24 protein-coding genes and 1 pseudogene are annotated in these 18,341 nt (G+C 41.3%); 24 read left to right on the forward strand and 1 reads right to left on the reverse strand.

Annotated elements, in window-relative coordinates; translation table 11 throughout:
• Positions 1–8 precede the first annotated feature (8 nt).
• From FV185_RS05880 to tatC, 23 genes and pseudogenes are all read left to right on the forward strand, one after another.
• Positions 9–1,982 carry a monovalent cation:proton antiporter family protein gene (locus tag FV185_RS05880; RefSeq protein WP_067494941.1) on the forward strand — a complete coding sequence of 658 codons (1,974 nt, stop codon included), beginning with the start codon at positions 9–11 and terminating at the stop codon, positions 1,980–1,982.
• A 61-nt stretch (positions 1,983–2,043) separates the two neighbouring features.
• Complete coding sequence (locus FV185_RS05885; protein ID WP_156474190.1) at positions 2,044–2,850, forward strand: ABC transporter ATP-binding protein; 807 nt, start codon at positions 2,044–2,046, stop codon at positions 2,848–2,850.
• Positions 2,851–2,858: 8 nt separating this feature from the next.
• On the forward strand, positions 2,859–3,653 hold the full coding sequence (gene mlaE / locus FV185_RS05890) for a lipid asymmetry maintenance ABC transporter permease subunit MlaE (protein ID WP_067494948.1): 795 nt from the start codon (positions 2,859–2,861) through the stop codon (positions 3,651–3,653).
• The gene (mlaD, locus tag FV185_RS05895; protein WP_067494951.1) at positions 3,654–4,136 is read left to right on the forward strand and encodes an outer membrane lipid asymmetry maintenance protein MlaD; all 483 of its coding nucleotides are present in this window, start codon (positions 3,654–3,656) and stop codon (positions 4,134–4,136) included.
• Complete coding sequence (locus FV185_RS05900) at positions 4,133–4,753, forward strand: MlaC/ttg2D family ABC transporter substrate-binding protein (protein WP_067494953.1); 621 nt, start codon at positions 4,133–4,135, stop codon at positions 4,751–4,753. Before mlaD ends, FV185_RS05900 begins: the two co-directional genes overlap by 4 nt.
• Positions 4,750–5,025, forward strand: a complete 276-nt coding sequence (locus FV185_RS05905; protein WP_067494956.1) for an STAS domain-containing protein — start codon at positions 4,750–4,752, stop codon at positions 5,023–5,025. The genes FV185_RS05900 and FV185_RS05905 overlap by 4 nt, the downstream gene beginning before the upstream one ends.
• 20 nt (positions 5,026–5,045) lie before the next feature.
• A pseudogene (locus FV185_RS05910) lies at positions 5,046–5,717 on the forward strand (ABC transporter ATP-binding protein); the annotation flags it as partial.
• A gap of 59 nt (positions 5,718–5,776) precedes the next feature.
• Positions 5,777–6,532 carry an ABC transporter permease gene (locus tag FV185_RS05915; protein WP_067494962.1) on the forward strand — a complete coding sequence of 252 codons (756 nt, stop codon included), beginning with the start codon at positions 5,777–5,779 and terminating at the stop codon, positions 6,530–6,532.
• A 12-nt stretch (positions 6,533–6,544) separates the two neighbouring features.
• A complete protein-coding gene (locus FV185_RS05920) occupies positions 6,545–6,787 on the forward strand; it encodes a BolA family protein (protein ID WP_067494966.1) in 243 nt (80 codons plus the stop codon).
• 11 nt (positions 6,788–6,798) lie between these two features.
• Positions 6,799–8,061 (forward strand): UDP-N-acetylglucosamine 1-carboxyvinyltransferase, encoded by a 1,263-nt coding sequence (gene murA, locus FV185_RS05925; protein ID WP_067494969.1) that lies wholly within the window; start codon positions 6,799–6,801, stop codon positions 8,059–8,061.
• Positions 8,061–8,711, forward strand: coding sequence for an ATP phosphoribosyltransferase (gene hisG / locus FV185_RS05930; RefSeq protein WP_067494972.1), 651 nt, complete (start codon positions 8,061–8,063; stop codon positions 8,709–8,711). Before murA ends, hisG begins: the two co-directional genes overlap by 1 nt.
• A complete protein-coding gene (gene hisD / locus FV185_RS05935; RefSeq protein WP_067495071.1) occupies positions 8,711–10,003 on the forward strand; it encodes a histidinol dehydrogenase in 1,293 nt (430 codons plus the stop codon). The genes hisG and hisD overlap by 1 nt, the downstream gene beginning before the upstream one ends.
• On the forward strand, positions 10,003–11,058 hold the full coding sequence (hisC, locus tag FV185_RS05940; protein WP_067494975.1) for a histidinol-phosphate transaminase: 1,056 nt from the start codon (positions 10,003–10,005) through the stop codon (positions 11,056–11,058). The genes hisD and hisC overlap by 1 nt, the downstream gene beginning before the upstream one ends.
• 3 nt (positions 11,059–11,061) lie before the next feature.
• Positions 11,062–11,649 carry an imidazoleglycerol-phosphate dehydratase HisB gene (gene hisB, locus FV185_RS05945; RefSeq protein ID WP_067494978.1) on the forward strand — a complete coding sequence of 196 codons (588 nt, stop codon included), beginning with the start codon at positions 11,062–11,064 and terminating at the stop codon, positions 11,647–11,649.
• 19 nt (positions 11,650–11,668) lie between these two features.
• Entirely contained in the window at positions 11,669–12,304 is a 636-nt protein-coding gene (gene hisH / locus FV185_RS05950; protein ID WP_067494982.1) for an imidazole glycerol phosphate synthase subunit HisH, read from the forward strand.
• A gap of 6 nt (positions 12,305–12,310) precedes the next feature.
• Entirely contained in the window at positions 12,311–13,069 is a 759-nt protein-coding gene (hisA, locus tag FV185_RS05955) for a 1-(5-phosphoribosyl)-5-[(5-phosphoribosylamino)methylideneamino]imidazole-4-carboxamide isomerase (protein ID WP_067494985.1), read from the forward strand.
• A 6-nt stretch (positions 13,070–13,075) separates the two neighbouring features.
• Positions 13,076–13,840, forward strand: coding sequence for an imidazole glycerol phosphate synthase subunit HisF (gene hisF, locus FV185_RS05960; protein WP_067494987.1), 765 nt, complete (start codon positions 13,076–13,078; stop codon positions 13,838–13,840).
• On the forward strand, positions 13,837–14,226 hold the full coding sequence (gene hisI, locus FV185_RS05965) for a phosphoribosyl-AMP cyclohydrolase (protein ID WP_067494990.1): 390 nt from the start codon (positions 13,837–13,839) through the stop codon (positions 14,224–14,226). The genes hisF and hisI overlap by 4 nt, the downstream gene beginning before the upstream one ends.
• Before the next feature lie 4 nt (positions 14,227–14,230).
• Positions 14,231–14,560 (forward strand): phosphoribosyl-ATP diphosphatase, encoded by a 330-nt coding sequence (locus tag FV185_RS05970; protein ID WP_067494992.1) that lies wholly within the window; start codon positions 14,231–14,233, stop codon positions 14,558–14,560.
• Positions 14,561–14,562: 2 nt separating this feature from the next.
• Positions 14,563–14,889, forward strand: a complete 327-nt coding sequence (locus FV185_RS05975) for a histidine triad nucleotide-binding protein (RefSeq protein ID WP_067494994.1) — start codon at positions 14,563–14,565, stop codon at positions 14,887–14,889.
• Positions 14,890–14,946: 57 nt separating this feature from the next.
• Entirely contained in the window at positions 14,947–15,183 is a 237-nt protein-coding gene (tatA, locus tag FV185_RS05980) for a Sec-independent protein translocase subunit TatA (protein ID WP_067494997.1), read from the forward strand.
• Positions 15,184–15,211: 28 nt separating this feature from the next.
• Positions 15,212–15,703, forward strand: a complete 492-nt coding sequence (tatB, locus tag FV185_RS05985) for a Sec-independent protein translocase protein TatB (protein ID WP_067495000.1) — start codon at positions 15,212–15,214, stop codon at positions 15,701–15,703.
• On the forward strand, positions 15,700–16,455 hold the full coding sequence (gene tatC / locus FV185_RS05990; RefSeq protein WP_197457793.1) for a twin-arginine translocase subunit TatC: 756 nt from the start codon (positions 15,700–15,702) through the stop codon (positions 16,453–16,455). Before tatB ends, tatC begins: the two co-directional genes overlap by 4 nt.
• Here tatC and FV185_RS05995 read toward each other — a convergent pair.
• Positions 16,424–17,587: a Do family serine endopeptidase gene (locus tag FV185_RS05995; RefSeq protein ID WP_067495003.1), complete on the reverse strand. Its 1,164-nt coding sequence runs from the start codon at positions 17,585–17,587 to the stop codon at positions 16,424–16,426. The genes tatC and FV185_RS05995 overlap by 32 nt on opposite strands.
• Before the next feature lie 151 nt (positions 17,588–17,738).
• On the opposite strand from FV185_RS05995, the gene petA reads away from it, so the two are divergent.
• On the forward strand, positions 17,739–18,341 hold the full coding sequence (petA, locus tag FV185_RS06000) for a ubiquinol-cytochrome c reductase iron-sulfur subunit (RefSeq protein WP_067495004.1): 603 nt from the start codon (positions 17,739–17,741) through the stop codon (positions 18,339–18,341).

Raw genomic sequence — 18,341 nt, forward strand, 5'->3', positions numbered from 1 at the left:
AGCCTTATATGGATCCGCTCAATCTAACATTAATTCTTTTAATTTCTGCAATCCTGGCCGTTTCGTTATGCAAGCGCCTAGGATTACCTCCTATGCTCGGATACTTATTAGCAGGCATCATTATAGGACCTAATGCCTCTGGTTTAGTGCCGCAAGAGCAAACTACTGCTCAATTAGCTGATTTTGGTGTTGTTTTTCTGATGTTTACGGTGGGACTTGAGTTTAGCTTAGGGCAATTGGCTGCTATGAAAAAAACTGTATTTGGTTTGGGCGGCGCTCAGTTAATGATGTCCTTTACTCTTTTTTTTATAGGCGGTCATTTTTTATCTTTATCCTGGCAAGGTAATCTTATCTTATCAGGCGCCTTGTCGTTATCTTCTACCGCTATCATGGCGCGCTTGTTGGCAGAGCGCTTAGAAATGAAATCAATCCACGGGCAGAGAATTATGGGGGTTCTCTTATTCCAAGATCTCGCTGTAGTGCCATTTTTAATTTTAATTTCATCCCTTGCAACGCCTCATGAATATTTATTGAAAACCCTTGGGTTGGCGCTCTTCAAGGCAATTGTTGTATTGATATTATTGCTGGGGTTAGGTAAAAAAATTCTAGATAAGTTGTTTTATTGGGTCGCGAAACAAAAATCATCAGAGGTATTTTTACTCAATGTATTGTTAGTAACACTGGGTATGTCTTATATCACCGAACAAGCAGGGTTGTCCCTAGCTTTAGGTGCCTTCGTATCAGGTATCTTAATTTCGGAAACTGATTACCGCTATCAAGTTGAGGACTACATTAAGCCTTTTAGAGATATTTTATTAGGATTGTTTTTTATTACCATTGGTGCCCTATTAAATATACACATTGTTATACATAACTCTTATTGGGTTCTTTTGGCATTAATCGTGATTATGTTAGCAAAGCTTGCCACAGCTTATGTATCTAGTCGCTTGTTAGGAAATATCGATTCTGTAGCATTACGTATTGCGTTAGCTATTGCCCCAGCAGGGGAATTTGGGTTTGTGTTATTAGCTCAATCAGAAAGTTTGGACTTTGTTCCTCACTCTATTCTACAAATTACGTTGGCTGCCATGTTGATTTCTATGATGGTATCTCCTTTACTAATTCAAATGAGCGATCGCATTGTGTTGTATTGCTGCGAGAGTGAATGGTCAATGCGTGCTGTCGCATTACACCAATTGGCTGCAAAAACCTATGGTACTAAGGGGCATATAATTGTCTGTGGGTATGGACGTAGCGGCCAAAATCTTACTCGTTTTTTAGAGCAAGAATCCCTGTCAGTTATTGCACTTGATAAGGATACACAGCGTGTTCGTTCAGCGGCTATAGCGGGAGAATCAGTAGTCTATGGGGAGGCCAGTCGCCGAGAAGTGTTAATTGCTGCCGGTATTCATCGCGCTTCAGCGGTCATCGTAACTTTTGCCGATACGGCGGTCTCTCTTGCCATAATCAATCATGTGCGAGAATTGGAGCCTGGTATTCCCGTCATAGTAAGAACTTATGACGATGCTGATCTGGATATGTTGAAAAATGCTGGAGCGGCGGAAGTAGTGCCTGAAATTTTAGAGGGATCGTTAATGTTGGCATCACACGCTATGCTTGAATTGGGTGTGCCATTATCAAAAGTACTTAAGCGTATCCGACAAGTGCGTGCTGAAAGATATCATCTAATGCGTGGGTTTTTCAGAGGAGTGAGTGACGAAAGTATTGATTTGGAAGAAAGTAATCAGCCTCGATTAATTTCAGTATTAATTGTTGAGGATGCATATGCTAGAGGAAAGAAATTAAAAGAACTAATGGCTGGGTGTGAGGGGGTAGAAATAACCACGATAAGACGCCATGGAGAACGAAATTTACATCCACAGGCGGAAACCCAAATAGAGGCCCAAGATGTGGTTGTTTTGCTTGGAGTGAGCGAAAAACTGGCTCATGCTGAAAACTACTTATTACAAGGCAACAAATGAATTTGTACGTAAACGTATTAACTGGTTTAAAATAATATATTTAATGCTTAAATAGCCTAAAATTATTGTGGCAAACCTTGTAGAAATAACCAACCTTAACTTTGGGTATAACTCACGTTTAGTCCTAAAAGGGATAAACTTGACTGTGCCGAAGGGAAGCCTTGTGGCAATCATGGGGTTAAGTGGTTGTGGTAAAACAACTTTGCTGCGCTTGATGGGAGGCCAATTACGCGCTACTGAGGGCGAAGTTAATGTCGCCGGTGAAAAATTAAACGATCTAACACAAAGTGAGTTATATCGTTTTCGTCGTAAATTGGGTATGTTGTTCCAGTTTGGTGCATTGTTTACCGATTTATCGGTTTTTGACAATGTAGCATTCCAAATGCGTGAACATACTAATTTGTCAGAATCGATGATTCAGGATTTAACGTTATTAAAGTTAAATGCTGTGGGTTTAAGAGGAATGCAACATATGATGCCCTCTGAGCTGTCTGGGGGTATGGCAAGGCGAGTTGCTCTTGCAAGAGCTATTTCATTGGATCCTCAATTAATGCTCTACGATGAGCCCTTTACGGGTCTTGATCCTATCTCTTTAGGGGTGATAGGGCAATTAATTAGAAAATTGAATGATACTTTAGGAACTACCTCTGTATTAGTAACTCATGACGTACAAGAGTCGCTGAAAATCGTAGATTATATTTATTTTGTATCGGATGGGGTTATTGTGGCGCAAGGTACCCCTGATGAAATAAGAGGGTCTTCTCTTCCTTTTGTGCATCAGTTTATTTGGGGTGAAATGGATGGTCCTATGCCGTTTCATTACCCAGCGCAGTCATTAAAAAAAGATATGGAACTTAACGGTGAGTGATATTACCCATGGCTAACTTGGTGTCAGGAATCAAAATAATTGGTGACAGAACTCTGAAGATTGTAGAGAGGATGGGTGCTGTAGCATTATTTTTATTCTCAACTATAGTCAATTCCTCGGTGAGTTTTAAGCGTTTTTCTCTCACTATACGTGAGGTGTATTACGCTGGCGTCCAATCATTAATTATTATTTTAGTATCAGGCTTGTTTGTGGGTATGGTGTTAGGCTTACAAGGCCATGAAACCCTGCAGCGCTATGGCTCAGAAGACAGTGTCGGCGTATTGGTTGCCCTGTCTTTAGTGCGCGAATTGGGGCCTGTGGTATCAGCCTTATTATTCGCCAGTAGAGCGGGTTCTGCTATAACCGCAGAAATTGGGTTGATGAAAGCCACAGAACAGCTCTCTGCCATGGAAATGATGGCGGTAAATCCTATATCACGTGTGGTAGCACCGCGCTTTTGGGGTGGCGTTATCTCATTACCATTATTGGCTTTATTGTTTAGCGCCATGGGGATTATTGGTGGTTATTTGATCGCAGTTGTTTTAATTGGTGTTGACAGTGGATCGTTTTGGTCTCAAATGCAATCTGCCGTGGATTTTGAACATGATATTGTTAATGGAATTATAAAAAGTATTGTTTTTGGTGTAGCGATCTCTGCTATTGCAACATTTGAAGGGTACGAGGCTCCACCTACGGCAGAAGGGGTATCTGGGGCTACAACAAGAACAGTAGTTAGTTCTTCTTTAGCAGTTTTGGCGTTGGATTTGGTTCTCACTGCATTTATGTTGAAAGGATGGAATTAAATGGAACGAAGTACGCTCAATTTATGGGTTGGCATTTTTGTATTGTTGGGATTTTTCTCATTTTTGATGTTGGCTTTCAAAGTAGGCAACTTAAATTTGAGTAGTAATCAAGATGCTTATATTGTCACAGCTCATTTTGATAATATTGGCCAGCTTAAAGAAAGAGCGCCTGTTAGAAGTGCAGGAGTGCTAGTGGGGCGTGTTAAAGCGATCCGTTTTGATAGCAAACAATATAATGCAGAAGTGAAGCTTGCCATAGATAGCCAATTTAAGTTTCCAGTGGATACGTCAGCGTCTATCCTCACTTCAGGGATTTTAGGTGAGCAGTACGTTAGTCTTGATGCAGGTGGGGATGAAAAATATTTAAAAGCAGGTGACCAAATTAAATTGGTACAAGGTGCGGTTGTTTTAGAAAAACTGATTGGACAGTTTTTGTATAACAAAGCGCAAGATACATCTTCAGCAAAAGGGGCAACAAAGTGAAATTGACGTTTACAAGACTTGTTATGGTTGCATTAATGTTAGTAACTATTGGAGTCAAAGCTCAAAACGACTTTCCTAGTGCAGTTGATACTATCAGAAATACTGCTAATGAGGTTATTAATACATTAAAGGCAGATAAGGCTATTCATAATGGTGATCGTCAAAAAGCCTATGCTTTAATCAACGATAAAGTACTTCCGCATTTTGATTTTGTGCGTATGACTCGACTTGCTATGGGTAAAAATTGGCGTCTTGCTGATGATAACCAAAAGAAAGAGTTGGTCGATAATTTCAGAAGTTTACTGGTAAGAACGTATGCATCTTCTCTAAGTCAATATAAAGATCAGGTTGTTCAAGTTAAGGGCTCTGAGAATACAGGTGACGATTCTGATGTGATTGTACACACCGCCATTATTCCATCAGGTGGAGATACCATTCCTATTGATTATGCTATGGAAAAACAAGCTGATGGCTGGAAAGTATATGATATTAGAGTGGATGGTGTGAGCTTGGTAACAAATTATCGAGGTGAGTTTAATGAGCAAATCAATCGTGGCGGTATTAACGGCCTCATTAAAGCATTAGAAGATAAGAGTCGATTGGCTGAGAAAAAATGAGCCAAGTTGATTATCAATTGTTAAAACCCAAAGGGGCTATTGTAATTAACACTGTTAATAACTTAGTCAGTGAGGGATCAGTATTAGTAAAAAATCATCATCTGTTGGTGGATTTTTCAGAAACCACCGAGATAGATTCATCGGCACTAGCTATGATTTTGCAATGGCGTCGAGATGCAGAGGCTGCAAATAAAGAATTGTCTTTTGTGCATGTCCCGGAGAATCTCAATATTCTTGCAGAATTGTATGGGGTGGCTTTTTTGTTTAAATAACTATTTATTAGAGTCATATGATTCCTGCCATTGAAATTCGAGGCGCTGAAAAGCGCTTTGATCATTTATTAGCCCTAAATTCAGTCAACTTAACTATTGATCAAGGGGAATTTTTTGCTTTATTAGGTCCTAATGGAGCAGGTAAAACTACTTTAATTAATTTGTTGTCAGGTTTGTCACGGCCCTCTGCAGGATATCTTCGTGTAATGGGACATGATGTTGTTCATGATTACAAAGAGGCAAGACGTAACCTGGGGGTAGTCCCACAAGAATTAGTGTTTGATCCATTTTTTTCCGTACGTGAAACATTACGCATTCAATCTGGGTATTTTGGTATTCAGAACAATGACGATTGGATTGATGAAATCTTAAGCCATCTACAGCTTAGCGATAAAGCGGAAAGCAATATGCGCACTTTGTCTGGCGGAATGAAAAGACGGGTATTAATCGCACAGGCGCTTGTTCATCGTCCACCTGTTATTGTATTGGATGAGCCTACAGCAGGGGTTGATGTGGAGTTACGTCAAACATTGTGGCGCTTTATTAAAAGACTCAATCAAGATGGGCATACCATTCTTTTGACAACTCATTATTTAGAGGAAGCGGAGACATTGTGTAACAGAATTGCTATTTTGAAAAAAGGGAATTTGATTAAGTTAGATACAACAGCAAACCTACTTAAAGATAGTGCTAACGGTAGTCTTGAGGAGGTATTTGTGTCAATTATGCATGAGGGTGTTGAGAGTACATCATGATCGGTTTCAGAACATTATTAATCAAAGAAATAATGAGATTTTGGAAGGTATCCTTTCAAACCATTTTAGCGCCCTTAGTATCTACTTTACTTTATCTTGTTGTTTTTGCCCATGTGTTATCAACTCATGATGATGTTTACCCAGGGGTAAGCTATGGTGTATTTTTAATCCCTGGCTTAATGATGATGGCTATGCTACAAAATTCCTTTGCTAACAGTTCATCAAGCTTAATTCAATCAAAGGTGACTGGTAATTTGGTTTTTGTACTACTTACCCCTTTATCAGAATTAGAGTTTTATTGGGCCTATGTAGTGGCTGCCATGGTGCGCGGTATGATTGTGGGTACAGTGGTTGTGTTAACTGCACTATTCTTCTTTAAGTTACCTTTTGATAATCCAGGTTGGATACTTTTATTTGGCTGTTTATCAACCATAATCGCGTCTACTTTAGGGATTATTGCAGGCATTGCTGCTGAGAAGTTTGACCAAATGGCTGCCTGGCAAAATTTTATAATTTTGCCACTTACTTTTTTATCTGGCGCCTTTTATTCCATATCCAGTTTATCTTCCCCATGGGACGTGATTTCTCGTTTTAACCCATTTTTATATATGATAGATGGTTTTCGTTATGGTTTTTTCAGCCATTCAGACGTATCCCCATGGTTTTCACTTTTTATTGTGGGAAGTGTTTGTGTGATTTTATTATTGGTAACGCTGTCTATACTAAAAAGCGGCTGGCGTTTAAGGGGATAAATAGGAGTTAATATGGTTACACCTCAAGATATAAAAGGTTATATTGAAAAAGGACTAAATTGCCAATTTGTTGAAGTTGCGGGTGATGGTCACCACTTTGAAGCAATTATTGTTAGTCCTGAGTTTGCAGGAAAAACCAAAATTGCCCAGCATCAGTTGGTTTATCAAGCATTAGGTGACAGAATGCGTGCGGAAATTCATGCGCTATCAATGAAAACTTTGACGCCAGAACAGTGGCTTGCTGGACGTAAATAAAAAGGACTGTTGTGGACCAATTAGTGATTTCAGGAGGCGTTCCCCTGCAAGGTAAGGTTAGTATATCTGGTGCTAAAAATGCAGCATTACCCTTACTGTGTACTACATTGTTAACCTCCCAAGTGATGACGTTTACCAATGTACCTAATTTAAAAGATGTGAACACGCTTCTTAAGTTACTCGCCAGTATGGGGGTTGTGATTGAACAAGATCAGAAACAAATCCAACTTTCAAGCTCACAGAGTATTGCTCCTTTTGCATCCTACGATCTGGTTAAAACTATGCGTGCATCAGTCTTGGTTTTGGGACCTTTGTTAACACGCTTTGGTGAAGCAAAAGTGTCGTTGCCAGGTGGCTGTGCAATTGGCGAACGACCTGTAGATTTACATATTAAGGGCCTGCAAGCCATGGGCGCTGAGATTGAAATCGAGCAAGGGTATATTGTTGCTCATGCAAAAAAGCTTAAGGGCGCTAGAATTTTTATGGATACAGTGACGGTCACTGGCACTGAAAATTTAATGATGGCAGCAGTGTTAGCTGAAGGAACTACTGTTCTTGAAAATGCAGCGCGTGAACCTGAAGTGGTGGATTTGGCACAATGCTTGATTAATATGGGCGCCAAGATTAAAGGGCATGGTAGTGATGTCATTACTATTGAGGGAGTTACTCAATTAGGTGGCACTGCGTACAGCATCATGCCTGATCGTATTGAAACGGGTACTTTTTTAGTGGCTGCCGCAGCAACAGGTGGTGATGTATTGTTACAAGGTACAAGAGCACATAGCCTTGATGCGGTGTTAGATAAATTAGCGGAAGCCAACGCATTGATTGATGTGACAGAGGATTCAATTAGAATACGTATGAAAGGGGTGAATCACGGGGTGAGCCTACGTACTGCTCCCTACCCTGCTTTTCCAACGGATATGCAAGCCCAGTTTATGGCGATGAACGCCGTAGCTCATGGCACTACGGTGGTGACAGAGACTATTTTTGAAAATCGATTTATGCATGTCCAAGAGTTACGTCGTTTAGGAGCAAACATAGAAGTTGAGGGTAATTCTGCCATTATTCGAGGTGTCCCTAAATTAGATGGAGCCACAGTGATGGCCACGGATTTAAGAGCCTCAGCAAGTCTTGTGATTGCAGGATTGATTGCTCACGGTGAAACGGTGATAGACAGAATTTATCATTTGGATCGTGGTTATGAGTGTATAGAAGAAAAGTTATCAAATTTAGGCGCTAATATTCAGCGTCGAGTAATGGAGGGTCACTAATGAGTGTTTTTGATGGTATAACCATTGCTTTATCAAAGGGTAGAATTTTTGAAGACACTAAACCCTTATTGAAGGCAGCGGGTATTATTCCTTTGGTTGATCCTGAACATTCAAGAGAACTTATTTTACCGACTAATAATCCACGAGTTCGCTTAGTGATAGTTCGTGCTTCAGACGTCCCAACTTATGTACAGTATGGTGCTGCTGACATAGGTATAGCAGGCAAAGATGTGTTAATTGAACATGGTGGAGATGGCTTATATCAACCACTTGATTTGAATATTGCACGTTGTCGTTTAATGGTTGCCGTGCCTAAAGGATTTGATTACCAAGGAACAATTAAGCGTGGCGCGCGACTAAAGGTTGCTACTAAATATATGTTGTCAGCTCAGCAGCACTTTGCCAATAAAGGTGTACATGTGGATTTGATTAAGCTATATGGATCAATGGAGCTTGCTCCTTTAACGGGTTTGGCTGATGCAATTGTCGATTTGGTAAGTAGCGGAAATACACTAAAAGCTAATAATTTAGAAGCGGTAGAAGAGATTGTTCCAATTAGTGCCAGACTAATTATTAATGTGGCATCTTGGAAGTTAAAACGTGACTCTATCGAACCCATAATGAACAACTTTGCAGGTTCTTTATCATGATGCGTAAATTGAATTCTCAAGATCAGAATTTTTTTGAACAACTGAATGCGTTAACAGCTTTTGAGGTGGCGCAAGATGTGACTCTTGATCAACGTGTAGCAGAGATTGTTGAACAAGTTAAGTTGCATGGCGATACGGCTCTGATTAAATATACTGAGCAGTTTGATCGTCGACAAATCAATCAAGCTAGTGATTTAGAGTTGTCTCTTGATGCCTGTAAAGACGCTTTTGCCTCCTTGTCAGAACAACAAAAACTGGCCTTAACCACCGCAGCTGAACGTATTAGACGCTTTCATGAAAAACAAAAAGGAGAGGGTTGGACTTATACCGAGCCTGATGGCACCGTATTGGGTCAAAAAATCACTCCCTTAGATCGTGTTGGAATTTATGTTCCCGGTGGGAAAGCAGCATATCCTTCTTCTGTATTAATGAACGCCATTCCAGCCAAAGTGGCGGGAGTGGAAGAAATTATTATGGTGGTCCCTACTCCCGATGGGGTAAACAATCCTTTTGTCCTAGCCGCAGCTTATGTAGCAGGAGTCAATCGCGTGTTTACAGTCGGTGGCGCACAGGCTGTAGCGGCATTAGCCTATGGTACAAAACAGATTCCTGCAGTAGATAAAATTGTGGGTCCAGGTAACGCCTATGTGGCTGCAGCAAAAAGACGGGTGTTCGGTGTGGTTGGTATTGATATGGTGGCAGGACCATCTGAGATATTGGTTATTGCCGATGGATCAACTGATCCAGAATGGGTGGCAATGGACTTATTCTCGCAAGCCGAGCATGATGAAATTGCTCAAGCTATTTTATTATGCCCTGATGAGAGTTACCTCAAACAAGTGGAGTTGGCATTGTCTCGTTTGATAGAGACTATGCCCAGACGGGATACTATTAAAGCGTCATTGAGTTCTCGCGGGGCCATGATATTAGTAAAAAACTTAGATGAAGCGTGTACTATCTCAAACTATATTGCACCAGAGCATTTAGAGTTGTCCGTTGCGCAACCTGAAGAATTATTAGATAAGATTAAGCACGCAGGCGCTATCTTTATGGGGCAGTATAGTTCTGAGTCCTTGGGAGATTACTGTGCAGGCCCCAATCATGTTTTGCCCACTGGACGTACAGCACGATTTGCCTCTCCTCTTGGCGTGTATGATTTTCAAAAACGCTCAAGTATTATTCATGTGTCCCGTCAAGGAGCGCAATCACTAGGGCAGATTGCTTCACAATTGGCTCATGGTGAGGGATTAACAGCGCATGCTCGATCGGCAGAATTTCGTTTGGAAAAATAATGGATTGTATTCGTCCTGAAATCCGCGCTTTAAGCGCTTATCACGTTCCTTCGGCAGAGGGGTTAATTAAACTTGATGCCATGGAAAACCCCTATTCTCTTACGCCAGAATTACAAGAAACATTGGTAACAAGTTTCCGATCCGTGGCACTTAATCGTTATCCAGATCCTAACGCTTCTTTAATTAAAGAGGAAATACAGCGTGTTTTTTCTCTTCACCAGGATGCGTCTATTTTATTGGGTAATGGATCAGATGAAATTATTCAGATGATCGCCTTGGCCGTAGCTAAGCCTAATGGTGTATTACTTGGGGTAGATCCCTCTTTTGTTATGTTTAGAATGATCGCAACTTTTGTTGGTATGAACTATGTTGGTGTACCGCTGAATGCTGATTTTTCATTAGATAAAGAGGCTATATTATCAGCCATAGAAGAACACCAACCTGAAGTGATTTTCCTAGCCTACCCCAATAACCCCACAGGTAACTGTTTTGATGAAGAGACATTGTTGGCAGTAATCAAAGCCAGTGACAAGTTGGTGGTAATTGATGAGGCTTACTTTCCCTTCACTGACCACTCAATGCTGTCTCGTTTAATGCAATTTCCTAATTTAGTAGTGATGCGTACTTTGTCCAAATTAGGTTTAGCAGGAGTGAGATTGGGGTTCTTAGCAGGACCTAAACATATCGTTGATGAAATAAACAAAGTACGTTTACCCTACAATATTTCAGTATTAGACCAACAGGCAACGCTTGTTTTACTTAAGCATTATGATGTATTTAAGGCGCAGACAAGTCAAATAAGACAAGAGCGTACTCGTTTATATAATGAAATCGCACAGTTAAAACAAGTACAATTGTTTCACAGTGAAGCGAACTTTTTATTGCTAAAAATAAACAACGCGCAGGACGTGTTTAACCGAATTCTTGAACGTGGTATATTAATCAAGAACTTAACCAACGCGCATCCAAGTTTAACAGACTGTTTGCGCGTAACCGTTGGCTCTTTTGAAGAGAATACGCTTTTTTTAAATGCACTAAAGTCATCATTAAATTAAATCATGAGAACCGCAGAAGTAACACGAAATACATTAGAAACAAAAGTCAGCGTAGAGATGAACCTTGATGGTCAGGGTAGCTCCTCACTGAACACAGGTATTGCATTTCTTGATCATATGCTAGATCAAGTAGCGCGCCATGGTTTGATTGATTTATCAATACGCTGTGATGGTGATCTACATATTGATGCACACCACAGCGTAGAAGATATTGGCATTACTCTTGGTCAGGCGTTTGCCCAGGCCATAGGAAATAAGCAAGGTTTAAAGCGCTATGGCCATGCCATGGTCCCCTTAGACGAAGCGCTATCACGTGTAGTGGTGGATTTGTCTGGACGACCAGGACTCTTTTTTGATGTACCTTTTACCCGCGCCCGAATTGGCGAATTTGATGTTGACCTATTCTTTGAGTTTTTCCAGGGATTTGTTAACCATGCCCACGTGACGCTTCATATTGATAATTTGAAGGGACGCAATGCCCACCATCAAGCCGAGACTGTGTTCAAAGCCTTTGGACGCGCCTTGCGTATGGCCACAGAACATGACCCAAGAATAGCTGGCGTGATTCCATCTACTAAAGGGGCTCTTTAATTAAGAGTGTGAGTGAATTGTGAGTGAAATTGTCATTGTTGACTACGGCATGGGAAACCTTCGTTCCGTAGAAAAAGCGCTTCAACAAATTGCACCATTACAGTCAATTAAAGTGTCCTCTAACCCGGAACTGATTCGTTCTGCTGAGCGTATTGTTTTCCCAGGACAGGGTGCTATGCCTGACTGTATGAGTGAATTACACCGTTTGGGCTTAACTGACGTATTAATGGAATGCGCTAAGAATAAGCCATTTCTAGGCATATGCTTAGGCTTACAAATGTTGTTTGAGCACTCTGAGGAAGGCAATACGTCTGCACTAGGCTTATTTAAAGGAGGGGTGGTTCGCTTTAAGGAGGATCACTTATTTGATGAAGATGGTAAGCGCTTAAAAATCCCTCATATGGGATGGAATCAAGTGAAACAATCTACCTATCATCCACTATGGAAATCCATCCCGGATCAAAGTAGATTTTATTTTGTGCACAGCTATTATGTGAGAGAAAAAGAGGCGGTGGTCATGGGTACTGCTGATTACCCCACTGCTTTCACTTGCGCTGTGGGCCAAGATAATATTTTTGCTGTTCAGTTTCATCCTGAAAAGAGTGCTGCTGTAGGGTTGGCTTTACTAGATAATTTTGTTCAATGGAAACCGTAAATAATTATGATTTTGATACCTGCTATTGATCTTAAAGACGGACATTGTGTTCGTCTCAAACAAGGTTTAATGGAAGAGGCCACTGTGTTCTCTGAAGAGCCCGCTGCCATGGCTCGCTTTTGGCTAGACAATGGGGCGCAACGTATCCATTTGGTTGACTTAAATGGCGCATTTGCCGGCAAACCCCAAAATGAGCGTGCTATCCGAGAAATTGTTGATGAAATTAATGGGGATATCCCGATCCAAGTGGGTGGGGGGATACGCGATCTTGATGTGATTGAACTCTATTTAGATAGTGGTGTGACAGAGGTCATTATTGGTACAGCGGCAGTAAAAAACCCAGGTTTTTTGCATGAAGCCTGTGATGCCTTTCCAGGACACGTTATCGTCGGTCTTGATGCCAAGGAAGGAAAAGTAGCGGTGGATGGATGGTCTAAATTAACCGGTCACGAAGTGAATGACTTGGCTAAACGCTTTCAAGATTATGGTGTTGAAGCGATTATCTATACCGATATTGGCCGTGATGGGATGCTAACTGGTGTCAATATTCCAGCTACTGTGGCACTGGCTCAACAATTGGTCATCCCAGTGATCGCTAGTGGTGGAATATCCAATTTGGATGACGTAAGAGCTTTATGTGCCGTAGAAGAAGAAGGCATTATGGGAGCGATTACGGGACGGGCTATCTATGAAGGAAAATTGGATTTTAAAGAAGCCAATACGCTTGCTATGTCCTTGTCTCATCCGCCCAAGACCAGTGTGTAGTTGTTTATGACACTAGCCAAACGAATTATTCCATGTCTTGATGTCAATGCAGGACGAGTTGTTAAGGGCGTTAATTTTGTTGGTTTAAAAGATGCGGGAGACCCCGTCGAGATAGCCAAGCGCTACGATGAACAGGGCGCTGATGAAGTGACTTTTCTGGATATCACAGCAAGCTCTGATGAGAGGGGCTTAATTCTTCCTATTATTGAACACGTTTCTTCCCAAGTATTTATTCCGCTAACAGTTGGGGGTGGAGTACGGCAAGTGGAGGATGTGAGAACCTTACTTAATGTAGGGGCTGACAAAGTCAGTATTAATACAGCCGCCATTATGAATCCGCAGTTAATTGCGGATGCCGCACAGCGTTTTGGTTCACAATGCATTGTTGTAGCGATTGATGCAAAACGCGCGAATACCCCCTCTGGGTTTGGTGTATTCACCCATGGTGGCCGAAAAGAAACAGGGCTTGATGCAATAGAATGGGCCGAAAGATGTTATAAACTGGGTGCTGGAGAATTACTGATTACCAGTATGGATCGCGATGGCACAAAATCTGGTTTTGATTTGGAGTTAACCAAAAAAATAAGTGAATCAGTAGGCATTCCTATTATCGCCAGTGGTGGGGTGGGAACGCTACAGCACTTGCTTGATGGGATAGAGTTAGGTGGGGCTGATGCGGTGCTCGCTGCGAGTATTTTTCATTATGGCGAATACACAGTCAGAGAAGCCAAAGCGTATTTAAGAGACCATGGTGTTGAGGTGAGGCTATGAGTGATTGGTTAGCTGAAATTCAATGGAATGAACAAGGGTTAATCCCTGTTATTGCTCAAGATGCGACCACTCATCAAGTATTAATGTTAGCTTGGATGAATCAAGAGTCACTTGCGTTAACAATAAAAAAAGGTGAAGCGGTATATTGGTCGCGTTCACGTAACAAGTTATGGCATAAGGGAGAGGAGTCCGGACATTTCCAGAAAATAAAAGAGATTCGTTTGGATTGTGACGGTGATACATTGTTACTTATGGTAGAGCAAATTGGTGGAGTAGCCTGCCACACAGGGCGAGCACATTGCTTTTATAAAAAATGGCACAACAATGAGTGGCAAGAAGTGGATGCTGTGTTAAAGAATCCCTCAGACATATACAAAAAAGGATAATAGCGTGAGTGGATATCAAGATGTATTAAAGAGATTAACGGAAACCCTGAACGCCCGTAAAGGCTCCTCTCCTGATTCTTCTTATGTCTCTTCTTTATATCATAAGGGTATCAATACCATCACTAGAAAAGTGGGTGAAGAGTCTCTTGAAACAATTTTGGCTGCCAAAGATGGAGTTAAACTAGAAGTCATCAAAGAAAGTGCTGATTTATGTTTTCATTTGATGGTATTACTCGCTTATTTTGATTTATCGATGGATGATGTATTAGCAGAATTAGCCAGACGAGAAGGCATTTCTGGGATTGATGAAAAAGCATCACGTAAAGGGGAGTAACCATGTCAGAGTGTGTTTTTTGTAAAATTATTGCAGGACAAATTCCATCTAAAAAAGTCTACGAAGACAACGATATCTTTGCTTTCTACGATATTCGCCCTCACATGAAGGTACACTTCATGATTATTCCTAAAAAACATATCTCTTCTTTGATGGACTGTCAGGTTGAAGATCAGGCATTATTGGGTAAGATGATGTTAATGACCTCACAATTAGCCAAACAAGAGGGATTACCTGATGGATATAAAACAGTAGTTAATACAGGTAAAGCAGGTGGTCAAGAGGTGTTTCACTTACACGTCCATGTAATGGGGGGCGGCAGTTTGTAGTGGACTGTTTATACGTTTAAAATACAACAATAACGATTATTCATAGCGGAGGGTTTCATGGGTGACTTATTTACAATTCAACACTTACTACTTATTTTATTGATAGTAGTGTTGGTATTTGGTACAAAAAAATTACGTAATATTGGTTCTGATCTAGGTGGTGCTGTAAAGAGCTTTAAAGAGGGGATGGCAGGTAATGAGACTGCAGCCTCTGAAGAGAAAAAGCCACTTGAAGAAAAAGCAGCCAATAGCGTTCAACAGGATGTGGCCAATAAAACCAAAGAGCATTCTTAAAGGCCATTGTTGGGTATTCATCTAGTTCATGTTCAATTATAGTTTTTCTGAAATTGCACTGGTGGCTCTGGTGGCACTGATTGCCATTGGTCCGGAGAGGCTCCCACGTGTAGCGCGTGGGGCAGGTATTTTATTTGGACGCTTTAGACGCTATGCCGCCACAGTGAAAGATGAAATTGACAATGAATTACAAAAAGCCCAATTAAAAGAAGTGCAAGATAGAATCAAAGAAGCGCATCAAGAAGCGCAGGGCATTCTCAATCAATCACAGCAACAGACAGCAGATTTTCTGAATTCTCCAGTAGCGCAACAGGAGAACACCATTCATTCTGTAACGGATACGCCTATCGTAGAATCAATTAGTGAGCACTCTTTTACTGGTATTGCTACCGTCGCCATAGTGGGGGTGGCCGGAGATCCTTACAGTGTTAGGGCAAAACCACCCACTAGAAGTCAACCCATTAAAAGCGCACAGTTTGCGCTCTCACTTGATGAAACGCCACCCACGGAGGCATCGTGATAGAAGAAAATAGCGGCGTTCAAGAGTTTATCTCGCATTTAATTGAATTACGTACTAGGCTCATACGTGCAGTGGCCTCTGTATTCGTGGTTTTTTTATGTCTATTGCCGGTAGCAAACCGTCTTTATACTTGGCTTGCACTGCCATTACTGAAAAAGATGCCGGCGGGTGGCCATATGATTGCCACTGAAGTGACAACGCCATTTTTTGTACCGATGAAGGTGGCAGGACTTGTAGCTTTTTTAATCGCCCTACCCTACGTATTAAGTCAAATATGGGGGTTTATCGCGCCTGGACTCTATTCACACGAGAAGAAATTAGCGCTTCCTCTCATATTTAGTAGTACGCTCCTTTTTTATTGTGGCATGTTGTTTGCCTATTTCGGTGTTTTTCCTTTTGTGTTTGGTTTTATAGCCAACACCGCCCCTCAGGGTGTGGAAATCATGACGGATATAGATAAATACCTAAGCTTTGTGATTAATATGTTCATTGCCTTTGGTTTGGCCTTTGAGACACCAGTGGCTGTTGTGTTATTGGTTAAATTTGGCGTATTGTCTGTTACTCAATTGCGTGGTGCAAGACGTTATGTGATTGTGGGGGCCTTTATTATTGGCGCTGTGTTTACCCCACCTGATGCCATTTCGCAGACTCTGTTAGCTCTACCCTTGTGGCTACTTTATGAAGTGGGGATCATTGCTGCGAGTAGGATGACCCCTTTGTCTAAGGACCATCCTGTTCCTCTAGATTCTTAATATGCCCTTTGGGTCGTTTATCAACCACTAGGTTGAGAGTGAGTGGTTTACCATTTCTAATTACTTTTATGGTGGTTGCGGCTTTGGGTTTTAGCATAGCCACTTGGTTCAACATGTCTTTTGAGTCACTGATGGGGTGATTATTCACTTCAATTAAGATGTCTCCTGGTTTGGCCCCTGCTCTATCAGCTGGTCCATTCTTTAAAATTCCTGCTAACAGCGCCCCTTCAGTATTGGGTAGGTGAAATGTTTCAGCCAGTTCAGGCGTTAAGTCTTGCGCTTCAACCCCAATCCAACCCCGAACCACTTCACCGTGATCAATAATAGCTTCCATGACATTTTTTGCAGTACTCACAGGAATGCTAAAACCTATGCCTTGGGAGCCCCCTGATTTTGAGTAGATGGCAGTATTAATGCCAATTAAGTTGCCATTGGCATCAACCAATGCGCCACCAGAATTACCGGGATTAATCGCTGCATCGGTTTGAATGAAATTCTCAAAAGTGTTAAGACCTAAGCGGTTACGCCCTAGTGCACTAATAATTCCCATTGTGACAGTCTCACCCACCCCGAAAGGGTTACCAATGGCAATGGCAATGTCACCTACACTCACTTGATCTGAGGCACCAAAAGTAATGGCAGAGAGATTAGGTAGATTAACTTTTAATACGGCCAGATCCGTTTCAGGGTCAGTCCCCACGACTTCAGCTTTAGCAACACGCCCATCTGAGAGAACCACTTGGATTTCTTGTGCGCCATCAATAACATGATCATTGGTTAGGATATAGCCTTTATTTAAGACAATGACCCCTGAACCAAGGCTTAATTGTTTCTCTGGTTGAGGAGGAAAGTTGTCATTAAAGAATTTTTTTAATTCCGGGTTATTGGGAAAAACTGAACTGTGGGGGTTACTGACTTCTTTGGTGGTAAAAATATTGACCACAGAGGGCATGGCTTTTTTGGCGGCAACACGAAAGGAATAAGGAGGAGTACCTTTGGTGCGAGAGGCCGTATCAACTGTTGTTAAGATAGAAGTGTGTGTAATCAAATCATTACGAAATAAACTCACAACAAAAATAATACCGAGACAGACGGTAACGGATTGCGCAAAAACCAGCCAAAGTTTTTTCATAAATTTTTGAATAACAATATTAGTTTAGATTGATTCTTAAGTTGTTGAATATTTTCTCAAATTTTCACAAAAGATGCTTAAGGTTTATATCTTGATCTGTTAAAATAAAAACAGTCATCGGTATTATATTAGCCGAAATAGGTAATTTGTCATGAATCATAATAATACCAATTCTGGCCGACGTCAGTTTCTGGTCAGTGCAACAGTAGCCATGGGCGCTGCTGGTGTTACAGCTATAGCTACTCCCTTTGTTAGCAGTATGTTGCCAAGTGCTAAAGCCAAATCAGCGGGTGCTCCTGTGGAAGTTGATATTTCTTCTCTTGAGCCTGGCATGATGATTACTCAAGCGTGGCGCGGTCAACCTATTTGGATAGTGTATCGTACGCCGCAGATGATGGAGCAATTAAATAAAAATGCTCATTTTCTAGCGGACCCTGATTCCAATAGCTCTGAACAACCAGAGTATTGTAAAAATATTAATCGCTCTATTAATACCCATCCTGAGATTTTAGTGGTGGTAGGTATTTGCACTCATTTGGGCTGTTCTCCTGTCAGTAAAATGAAAGTAGGAGCAGCGGACGGGATGGGGAATGATTGGCCTGGTGGTTTCTTTTGCCCCTGTCATGGTTCGAAATATGACATGTCGGCAAGGGTGTTTAAATCTGTTCCAGCGCCCCTTAATATGAGAATTCCGCCATATAAGTATTTGCCCAATAAAAAAATTATGATAGGTGATGACAAGGGAGAGGCTTGA

Origin of the sequence: Ferrovum sp. PN-J185, from assembly GCF_001581925.1 — a bacterium.
GTDB lineage: Bacteria > Pseudomonadota > Gammaproteobacteria > Burkholderiales > Ferrovaceae > PN-J185.

Coding starts and splice junctions, on each gene's coding strand:
- hisF (WP_067494987.1), top strand. CDS start 13,076: ATGACACTAGCCAAACGAATTATTCCATGTCTTGATGTCAATGCAGGA.
- tatB (WP_067495000.1), top strand. CDS start 15,212: ATGTTCAATTATAGTTTTTCTGAAATTGCACTGGTGGCTCTGGTGGCA.
- FV185_RS05975 (WP_067494994.1), top strand. CDS start 14,563: ATGTCAGAGTGTGTTTTTTGTAAAATTATTGCAGGACAAATTCCATCT.
- hisA (WP_067494985.1), top strand. CDS start 12,311: ATGATTTTGATACCTGCTATTGATCTTAAAGACGGACATTGTGTTCGT.
- petA (WP_067495004.1), top strand. CDS start 17,739: ATGAATCATAATAATACCAATTCTGGCCGACGTCAGTTTCTGGTCAGT.
- hisB (WP_067494978.1), top strand. CDS start 11,062: ATGAGAACCGCAGAAGTAACACGAAATACATTAGAAACAAAAGTCAGC.
- hisC (WP_067494975.1), top strand. CDS start 10,003: ATGGATTGTATTCGTCCTGAAATCCGCGCTTTAAGCGCTTATCACGTT.
- hisI (WP_067494990.1), top strand. CDS start 13,837: ATGAGTGATTGGTTAGCTGAAATTCAATGGAATGAACAAGGGTTAATC.
- FV185_RS05920 (WP_067494966.1), top strand. CDS start 6,545: ATGGTTACACCTCAAGATATAAAAGGTTATATTGAAAAAGGACTAAAT.
- mlaD (WP_067494951.1), top strand. CDS start 3,654: ATGGAACGAAGTACGCTCAATTTATGGGTTGGCATTTTTGTATTGTTG.
- FV185_RS05915 (WP_067494962.1), top strand. CDS start 5,777: ATGATCGGTTTCAGAACATTATTAATCAAAGAAATAATGAGATTTTGG.
- FV185_RS05880 (WP_067494941.1), top strand. CDS start 9: ATGGATCCGCTCAATCTAACATTAATTCTTTTAATTTCTGCAATCCTG.
- mlaE (WP_067494948.1), top strand. CDS start 2,859: ATGGCTAACTTGGTGTCAGGAATCAAAATAATTGGTGACAGAACTCTG.
- hisG (WP_067494972.1), top strand. CDS start 8,061: ATGAGTGTTTTTGATGGTATAACCATTGCTTTATCAAAGGGTAGAATT.
- tatA (WP_067494997.1), top strand. CDS start 14,947: ATGGGTGACTTATTTACAATTCAACACTTACTACTTATTTTATTGATA.
- FV185_RS05995 (WP_067495003.1), bottom strand. CDS start 17,587: ATGAAAAAACTTTGGCTGGTTTTTGCGCAATCCGTTACCGTCTGTCTC.
- FV185_RS05905 (WP_067494956.1), top strand. CDS start 4,750: ATGAGCCAAGTTGATTATCAATTGTTAAAACCCAAAGGGGCTATTGTA.
- hisD (WP_067495071.1), top strand. CDS start 8,711: ATGCGTAAATTGAATTCTCAAGATCAGAATTTTTTTGAACAACTGAAT.